This window comes from Anabaena sp. UHCC 0399, assembly GCF_034931465.1.
Lineage (GTDB): Bacteria > Cyanobacteriota > Cyanobacteriia > Cyanobacteriales > Nostocaceae > Trichormus > Trichormus minutissimus.
In genome coordinates, this window is record NZ_JAYGGZ010000034.1 from 66,705 (window position 1) to 75,044 (window position 8,340).

An 8,340-nucleotide genomic window follows, 5' to 3' on the forward strand; every position below is an offset into this window, starting at 1 on the left:
AGCGTGAGTTTTAGCCCGGACAGCAAGACATTGGCTTCTGGCAGTGGTGACAAGACAATCAAACTCTGGAATCTAGAGACAGGCAACCAAATCCGCACTCTCCCCGGGCATAGTGACTATGTCTTCAGCGTGAGTTGGAGCGCCGACAGCAAGACATTGGTTTCTGGCAGTAATGACAACACAATCAAACTCTGGAATCTGGACACAGGAAAAGAAATCCGCACCCTCACTGGGCATAGTGACTATGTCAATAGCGTGAGTTTTGGCCCGGACGGCAAGACATTGGCTTCTGGCAGTGGTGACAGGACAATCAAACTCTGGAATCTAGAGACAGGAAAAGAAATCCTCACTCTCACTGGGCATAGTAATGGTGTCCCTAGCGTGAGTTTTAGCCCGGACGGCAAAACATTGGCTTCTGGCAGTTTTGACAAGACAATTAAACTCTGGAATCTAGAGACAAGCAAGGAAATCCGCACTTTCTCCGGGCATAGTAGCTCTGTCATTTATGTGAGTTTCAGCCTCGACGGCAAGACATTGGCTTCCGGCAGTGAAGACAAGACAATCAAACTCTGGAATCTTCCAGACTTGGAGTTAGACCCTTTAATACGGAACAATTGCAATTTTGTACGCGGTTATTTAGAGAATAATCCTGATGTCAGCGAGAGTGACAGGCACTTGTGTGATGGTATTGGCAGCAAGTAAGAGGCAGGGGGCAGGGGGAAAAGGGTTTGAGGCTTTGTGCTTTGGGGGAATATTAAAGGCGATACTCTTTCAGAGTCACTCCGTGAACGCGCTGTAAAAAAACTTGAGGGGCGATCGCACTTTGGGGAAGAATGCGATTGATATACTGAGAATAACTTTTAGAGAGGGCGATAGATTCTCACGCGAGAATAGTTAATTAAAAAACTAACAAATCCTCTCTAGGTAATTTTCTAGGATATATCTAATATGGTAAATCTCAATTATGCCAATAATCCCAATAATGATTCTATGGGTGCAGTTCGCATCAAAGTTAAACTAACAAATGCCATAGACGAAGCTCTTGTGAGTCGAGGAATGCTCAATCCCAATATGTTGCGCTTATGTGAAACTGAAGCACTAGTGGATACTGGCGCAGTGCGTACCGTTTTGCCTATGTCGATTGTACAGCAGTTAGGTTTGAGAATCCGAGGTCAGCAGGTTGCGGAATATGCTAACGGTATGGAAGAATCTATCGGCGTAACAGAACCTGTAATTATAGAATTAGAAGGGAGAGAAACTACTGAAGCTACATTAGTTACAGGAAATATTGTGCTGATTGGGCAAACAGTATTGGAAACGCTAGATTTATTAGTAGATTGTAAAAATCAGCAACTTGTACCAAATCCTGAGCATCCCAACTATCCCGTCATGAGAATCTAGCATCAATTCCCAATTAAGAAAAAAAAGTAGGTTGGGTTGACGTTAGGAAACCCAACATTTCCGAGGGATTTGTTGGGTTTCACTTTGCTTAACCCAACCTACATTAGCCTTAGTTTTAGCCTTATCTGAACCGTATTTATATACCCTGGTTAAAAACGCGGGGGTTTTACGCATCACAACTCGTAACTTTTATCTTCCCTGAAATTACTTCAATCTTCCCTGAAGTTACTTCCGCTTTCCTTGAAGTTATTTGCAACTTCCCTGAAGTTACTTCCGCCTTCCCTGAAGTTATTTGCGCTTTTCCCTTTAAGTGTTTTGCTTAGTCTGTAGCAGCTTTTGCCTTGACGTTAAGTAGTTAATCTTTAGATTTTTTCATAAAAATCAACAATTTTACGTATGACAACGCCTTAAACAATTGTCCACTATAGAGTTAGGGTCAATTTGGAAGATGAGTATTAAATATGGCAAGACAAAAACGCAATTCACGTATGCTTGATAAAGCTGAGATACGTCTAGCAAGCATTAAATCTATTAGTCCAACTCTAGATGTAGGAGAGGGGTTGACGGTTCAAGATTATACCAAGAAAATTGAAAGCCTCAGAAAATCTCTGGAAGCATACAATACCACCCTCTCCACTATTGACGTTTTATTAACTCAGATTGTCGAATATGAACAAGATTTAGCAGACTATTCTGAAAATATTTTACGTGGTATTGCTTATAAGTTTGGTAATAATAGCCATGAGTACCAAATGGCTGGAGGTACGCGAAAGAGCGATGTCTACGACGGGCTATGCCTACGCAAACGTGCTATGCGTCAAAAGGCGGTTTTGACTGCTATCTCAAGATAAGAATACAGTAAAATTTATTACCCAGAGTCCCGACTGCTATAAAAAGTCGGGATTTAAATTTAGGCAATATGCGATCGCACCTATCACTATGATCATAAGGTGTAGATTGGGTTGAGGAACGAAACCTAACACCCCATAGCCGGAATTACTACGGAAATGGTCTTAAAAATAACTGGGTAACATAGTAAGTATTACCTTCTCGCCAAACTCCCACACCTGTTTCCGTAAACACTGGACGCAGAATATTTTCTCGGTGTCCGGGACTTTTCATCCAGCCTTCAATGGCTGCTGGTACTGGTCTAGGTACATTCTGACTTTTGAATAAGTTCTCACCCACAACTGAATAAAGAATACCGTCTCTCGTAACTCTTTCTTGTGGTGTGCTACCGTCAGCACCAGTATGGCTAAAAAAGTTTTGTTCTGCCATTTGGCGGCTATATTTACGGGCTACTTGCGCTAGTCTTTCGTGATTTTTTAGGGTTTGTAGACCATTTTTTTGTCTTACTTGGTTAATACCTTGACGAATTTCAGCCTCGATTTGGGCAGTTGTGGCAGATTCAGGAGTAACTGATGGTTGTGGGGATTGGCTTAATGGTATGTCAATGTTGGGCAGAGGTGGCAATTGTTTGGTGATTTGCTCACACCCAGTAGATGATAGTGCGATCGCGACCCACACTAAGTATAATTTTTGAGGCAATCGATTCATAGTTATTTTCGTAGGTGTTTCAGACACAGATAAAACGTCAGTCCCAAGAATCTGTAGCCTTAGAACATCCTACTAGTTGCACACATTACCTATAAAGAATCAAAGAAACAACTCAAATCTTCTTTCCTGACTTTTTACTTATTGTTCAAATCACAACGAGCTTGGTGTCTACTCTTTGGCATCAAGTGCCAATGAACTTAGAATGTATTTGACTTGCTTGATCGCAGCAGTGTATTTGAAGACCCCATGTTTTTTGTAGAGACCCCATGATACAGGACTACGCGCATTACTCCACAGAACCCCAAAACCAGTTGCCTATAGCACCGGGTTCTTTTTCAGTTAGAAATTCTCTCTTAGCAGAAACAAACTCTTTTTTAGAGAGGATGCCGTCTTTATCGATATCAAGCTTGGAGAAGACAAAAGCTGATTTTTCAGCATCTAGGTCAAACACACTGAAGAAGAGACGATGCTCTTGTTCTGATATATGACCATCGCTGTCTAAATCAACAATGTCAAACAAAGTCTCTATTAAAGGGTCATTGTAATCTGGATTTGATACTGCTTTCTCTATGCCCTGACAAAATTCTTCGGGACTTACCTTACCGTCTCCATCCAAATCCGCTTTCGACCAAAAATTCTCCCAAATATGAAGCCACTTAAACAACATATCTTTGTGAATCTCTGAACCAAGCTCTGCGCTACGGATGTTGGCAAACCTCTCAGCAAAAATCTCAGCATCTTCTTTCCCGATGAAGCCTGAATTATCAGCATCCAGACAGTAAAAGTGATGCAGTAACTTTTTTCTATGATATTCGCTTAACAATGCTTTTCCCTTTTGCTTACCAAAACATACTTACATTACCACAACAGTACGTAGTCGATAACCACAATCACAAATACAGATTGAACCCGGATTTCTCACAAAGCCAGAAAAATCGGGGTTAAAAACTGCCAAAATGCAATTAAGAAATAAAAGTAAGTTCTGCAAATTGATCTAACACTCAAAAGCTCTAAGTAGCAAGGTGCAATTAAATATAAAATGCTCCAGTGTCTATTCACCTGCTTCGCTACGAGTTTTCATCCCATCCATTACAGTAATCACTCGTACTCATTATCAAACATCTCTCAGACTAGTGGTTCATCTCATTAATTTTGCTGGGTTAGAATCGAAATAGAGAGTTGAGCGATCGCAAAGCATAGGGTATGCCAAAAAAGCACATATTTAAGCTGACATAAGAACAAAATCAATAATTACTTGAAATAGTCAAGACTTACGCAACTGGCACAGTGCAAACTCACCTGTCACCTGTCACCTGTCACCTTAACCCTAAAATATTTGGTGCTTAACCTAGTCTTTACCCCAGAACTATAAGAAATGAATAGCTTCAGTCCAGAGCAGACTAGGAAACCCAACGGAGTTACGATTAATATCTATGCTAAACAAGTCGTGCTTGCCGCAAATAGCGATCGCCCTGACACTCACTACTGGATTGATTGCTGCTATAAGCTTCCCAGCCAGTGCATCCTCTTTCCGCATTAATCCCTATTTACAGCAGCCTTCGACAGAAGGAATGTATTTTACTTGGTTCACTGAAGAAGAAGTACCCGGAATCCTTTCAATTACTGGGGCTGGTCTAAGTAATCCCCTCAGCTTTACCAGTACACCTGCATACCAATCAGTCTTAGCATACACCAACGCCGAAAAGAATCAGAATATTACTGGTTTAGCTCCAGGGTCGTGGTTGCTTAGTGATAACAACTACAAACATAGCGTTGATGTGCGTGGTTTGTTACCGGGGACGACATATCAATATACGGTAGTCCAGGGGGCGAGTGTTTTTAACTCATCCTTTAAAACTGCTCCCACTAAAGACGACTGGAATAGCATTCGCTTTATTGCCATGGCTGACAGTGAAACCGAGCCAGCCGGACGTTTTAGCCGCCGTGAATGGCAACCCGGTGCTTTAGCTCCAGGTTCAGCAGCACGCCCCGAACTGAGTGGTAGTCAATGGGCAAATACTTTTGGCACTTCCGGCTCAGGTGGTTCACAAACTTTGCGCTATGCTTTGACTGAAACTGAAGGCTACAAACGCAACCTTGCGATCATTAACAGCCGCAACCCAGACTTCCTGCTAATGCCTGGTGATTTGGTGCAAGGTGGTGGCTACCAACCAGGCTGGGATGAATTTTTCCGCCACAACGCCGGGGAATTTGACAGTGGCTTGTCAACATATCCAATTTTGCCAGCCTTGGGTAACTGGGAAAACTTTGGCGCACTCAATGGCGGTTATGGTACTGATGCTGATGGACGTTTTGGCCCTAAATTTGGCCGCGATAAATATCATGTCTACTTTGATGCCCCAGATAACAGTACACCAGAGCATCAAGATAATTACTACCGTATCGACTACGGCCCTATCACTATTATTACCCTCGATAGTTCCAATGGTGAGCCAGATGATCGACGCAGTAACTACGGGGGTGATGGTCAACCACCGAAAATAAGCGGACAAGATTACACAAGTACAGGGACTGACACCCAAGAGAACTATACACGCACCCAATATGAAGCGACTGGCGGTACTGACTTAGCAGACTTCAACCCTGGTAGTCCCCAATGGAATTGGGCAAAAGCACAATTAGAAGATGCACGAACTAAGGGTCAAATGATTTTTGTGCAGTTCCATCACGCACCCTACAGCAGTGGTGAACACGGACAACCAATGAACCATGCTCTCTCAACGGGTCAGGGTGGTACACCAATGCGCCAATACCAGGGTATGTTTGAGGAATTTGGTGTATTGGCGGTACTATCTGGTCATAGTGAAATGTTCGAGCGCAGTTTTGTTGATGAAGACGGCGATGGTATTGGCGTATATTACTATGATGTAGGCGTATCAGGTGATGGGTTACGGGGTGAGAAACGTAACGGTTCAAGCTTGAGTGACCCTCTACTCAAGTACAACAACTTTAGCCAATGGACAGCCGACCAAAGTGAAGGTGAGTTTTGGCAAGAAATTGCAGGGGCGTTGCAATTAGTAGATGGTGGTAAACACTACGGACATCTTGAGGTAAATTTAGAGAACCTCAATGGGGCAAATGGCAAATACGCCAAAGTTACTCTGACACCAGTGTATAGCTTTCCCATTCTTGATCAAAACTATAATTTATTGCGTAGCGATCGCCGTACCTACAGTGATGATATTACCTTGTTCGTAGATACCAATGGGCGAATTATCCAAGCAGTTCCTGAACCTAGTCTAATTTTTGGTTTCTTGGTGTTTGGCTTAGGGACGCTAGGACTCAAATCACGCAAAATTAAGCAAAAACAGCCTTTGGCATAATTAACAGGGGCGTTAACTTAGATTAACGCTCTTTAATAGCGTGATACGTTTAAAATAGTGCATTAATATTGAAAGTCTGATAAAGCAAGGATTTTATAGTTTTCTGTTATTTATATTTGCAGCACAGTCACATCAAAATTTCTGTACCAGTTACGTAAGTTTTGATTACTTACATCTAAAGATAGGGCTAGCTATATTGTATTTATTCCGTAATGAAGGTTAAACTTCCTAATTAACTCTGCTATACCTAACAGAATTAAAAATACAAACTAATAATAAAACGAAGTAACTAAACAGTGGTGTGATAGGAGGGAGGAGAAATGTTAAGTTACAAAAAAGCTGTAAACATTACTACTCATCAACAGTGCGACACATACGCCTGGTTTTCGCAACGTGCTTGGGTGGAAATTGACTTAGAGGCGTTGACGCATAATGTAAAACAAATCAAGCAATGTTTATCACCACATACCCAATTGATGGCAGTAGTCAAAGCAGATGCTTATGGTCATGGTGCAGTTACAGTTGCGGAAATAGTATTACAAGCAGGTGCGAGTTGGTTGGGAGTTGCTACAGTTCCTGAAGGTATTCAACTCAGAGAAAGCGGGATTACAGCACCCATTTTGATTTTAGGTGCAACCCACACACCAGAACAAATTCATGCGATCGCTCACTGGCAGATCCAGCCGACAATAAGTAGTCCCCAACAAGCTTTAATATTTTCTAATACTTTAGAGAATATTCAGTATGGTTCTCCCATCCCTGTACATATCAAGCTAGATACGGGAATGTCTAGGTTAGGAACTAATTGGCAAGAAGCAGGGAAATTTGTACAGTTAGTAGACCGTCTACCGCATCTTAATATTGCCAGTATTTACTCCCACCTGGCCACAGCCGACAGCCCCGATACGTTAATTATGCAACAACAGCATCAAAGATTTGAGGAGGCGATCGCTCAAATCAAAGCTTTAGGTATCAAAATCCCTAGCTTACACTTAGCAAACTCAGCCGCCACTCTCGCAGATTCAACATTACACTACGACCTAGTGCGTGTTGGTCTAGCTATGTATGGACTATACCCAGAACTACATTTACAAAACAAGGTCAACCTCAAACCTGTTCTCCAACTCAATGCACGAGTCACCCACGTCAAAACAATTGCTGCGGGTACAGGTGTCAGCTATGGTCATAAATTTATTGCTCCTAGTGAAATACGCCTAGCTGTTGTTGGTATTGGTTATGCGGATGGCGTACCACGTAATCTTTCAAACAAGTTGCAGGTATTAATTCGTGGTCAGCGAGTACCACAAATCGGCACAATCACAATGGATCAGCTAATGATAGATGTAACTACTGTTCCAGATGTACAAGAAGGTGAAGTTGTTACTTTACTTGGTGAACAAGGCAATCAAAAAATTACAGCCGATGATTGGGCAGAAGAATTAAAGACCATTTCCTGGGAAATTCTGTGCGGATTCAAACATCGCCTGCCTCGTGTGGCAGTAATGTAGTTAACGATATTGGGCATTGGGTATTAGTGATTGATTTTTAACTATTCCCTATTTCCTTAAAATATATGTTATATTCGTGTAGTCGTATGATGCGGATGTGGCGGAATTGGCAGACGCGCTAGATTTAGGTTCTAGTTCCGAGAGGAGTGAAGGTTCAAGTCCTTTCATCCGCATAACAGTCTAAATAAAAAAGTATAAAGGGGTTTTAAGCAAGTGTTCACTTAAAACCCCTTTATACTTTTTTTAGAATTTCTCATGAATTAAATTAATGTCAAATGCCCTAGCCAATAGATCATGTGGGTTACAACTAAACCACATTTCGGCAAGCTCAATGACTACAAGTATCTTTCATATACGATTAATTGACTGTACTCTGTATCTCCAGAACAGCAAAACTCTTTGTAGGGAGAAGAAGTTGCTGTTATTACAGGAAAACAGGGGAGTCTGAATCATGGGACAGTAAAGACCTTATATATAGCCTCAAAGCTTCAAGACAAGGTTCAACATAAGAAACAGACCAAGGTTCAGGG

Annotated in this window: 7 protein-coding genes and 1 tRNA gene; 6 read left to right on the forward strand and 2 right to left on the reverse strand. The window is 41.8% G+C overall.

Going from position 1 to position 8,340, the window contains the following annotated elements; genetic code table 11:
- The 3 genes from VB693_RS18305 to VB693_RS18315 all read left to right on the forward strand — a co-directional run.
- Nucleotides 1-702, forward strand: a 702-nt coding sequence (locus VB693_RS18305) for a WD40 repeat domain-containing protein (RefSeq protein ID WP_323267499.1), incomplete at its 5' end; no start/stop codon positions are given.
- Between the two features lie 246 nt (nt 703-948).
- Nucleotides 949-1,401: a retroviral-like aspartic protease family protein gene (locus VB693_RS18310; protein WP_323267500.1), complete on the forward strand. Its 453-nt coding sequence runs from the start codon at nt 949-951 to the stop codon at nt 1,399-1,401.
- 488 nt (nt 1,402-1,889) lie between these two features.
- Nucleotides 1,890-2,252, forward strand: coding sequence for a hypothetical protein (locus VB693_RS18315; RefSeq protein WP_323267501.1), 363 nt, complete (start codon nt 1,890-1,892; stop codon nt 2,250-2,252).
- 148 nt (nt 2,253-2,400) lie between these two features.
- Here the strand turns inward: VB693_RS18315 and VB693_RS18320 are convergent, their stop codons facing one another.
- On the reverse strand, nt 2,401-2,958 hold the full coding sequence (locus VB693_RS18320; RefSeq protein ID WP_323267502.1) for a CAP domain-containing protein: 558 nt from the start codon (nt 2,956-2,958) through the stop codon (nt 2,401-2,403).
- A gap of 286 nt (nt 2,959-3,244) precedes the next feature.
- The gene (locus VB693_RS18325) at nt 3,245-3,781 is read right to left on the reverse strand and encodes an EF-hand domain-containing protein (protein WP_323267503.1); all 537 of its coding nucleotides are present in this window, start codon (nt 3,779-3,781) and stop codon (nt 3,245-3,247) included.
- Nucleotides 3,782-4,391: 610 nt separating this feature from the next.
- On the opposite strand from VB693_RS18325, the gene VB693_RS18330 reads away from it, so the two are divergent.
- The 3 genes from VB693_RS18330 (at nt 4,392) to VB693_RS18340 (ending at nt 7,983) form a co-directional block, all read left to right on the forward strand.
- Entirely contained in the window at nt 4,392-6,302 is a 1,911-nt protein-coding gene (locus VB693_RS18330; RefSeq protein ID WP_323267504.1) for a metallophosphoesterase family protein, read from the forward strand.
- 320 nt (nt 6,303-6,622) lie between these two features.
- Entirely contained in the window at nt 6,623-7,810 is a 1,188-nt protein-coding gene (gene alr, locus VB693_RS18335) for an alanine racemase (protein WP_323267505.1), read from the forward strand.
- A 91-nt stretch (nt 7,811-7,901) separates the two neighbouring features.
- Nucleotides 7,902-7,983 (forward strand) — tRNA-Leu (locus tag VB693_RS18340).
- Nucleotides 7,984-8,340: the final 357 nt, after the last annotated feature.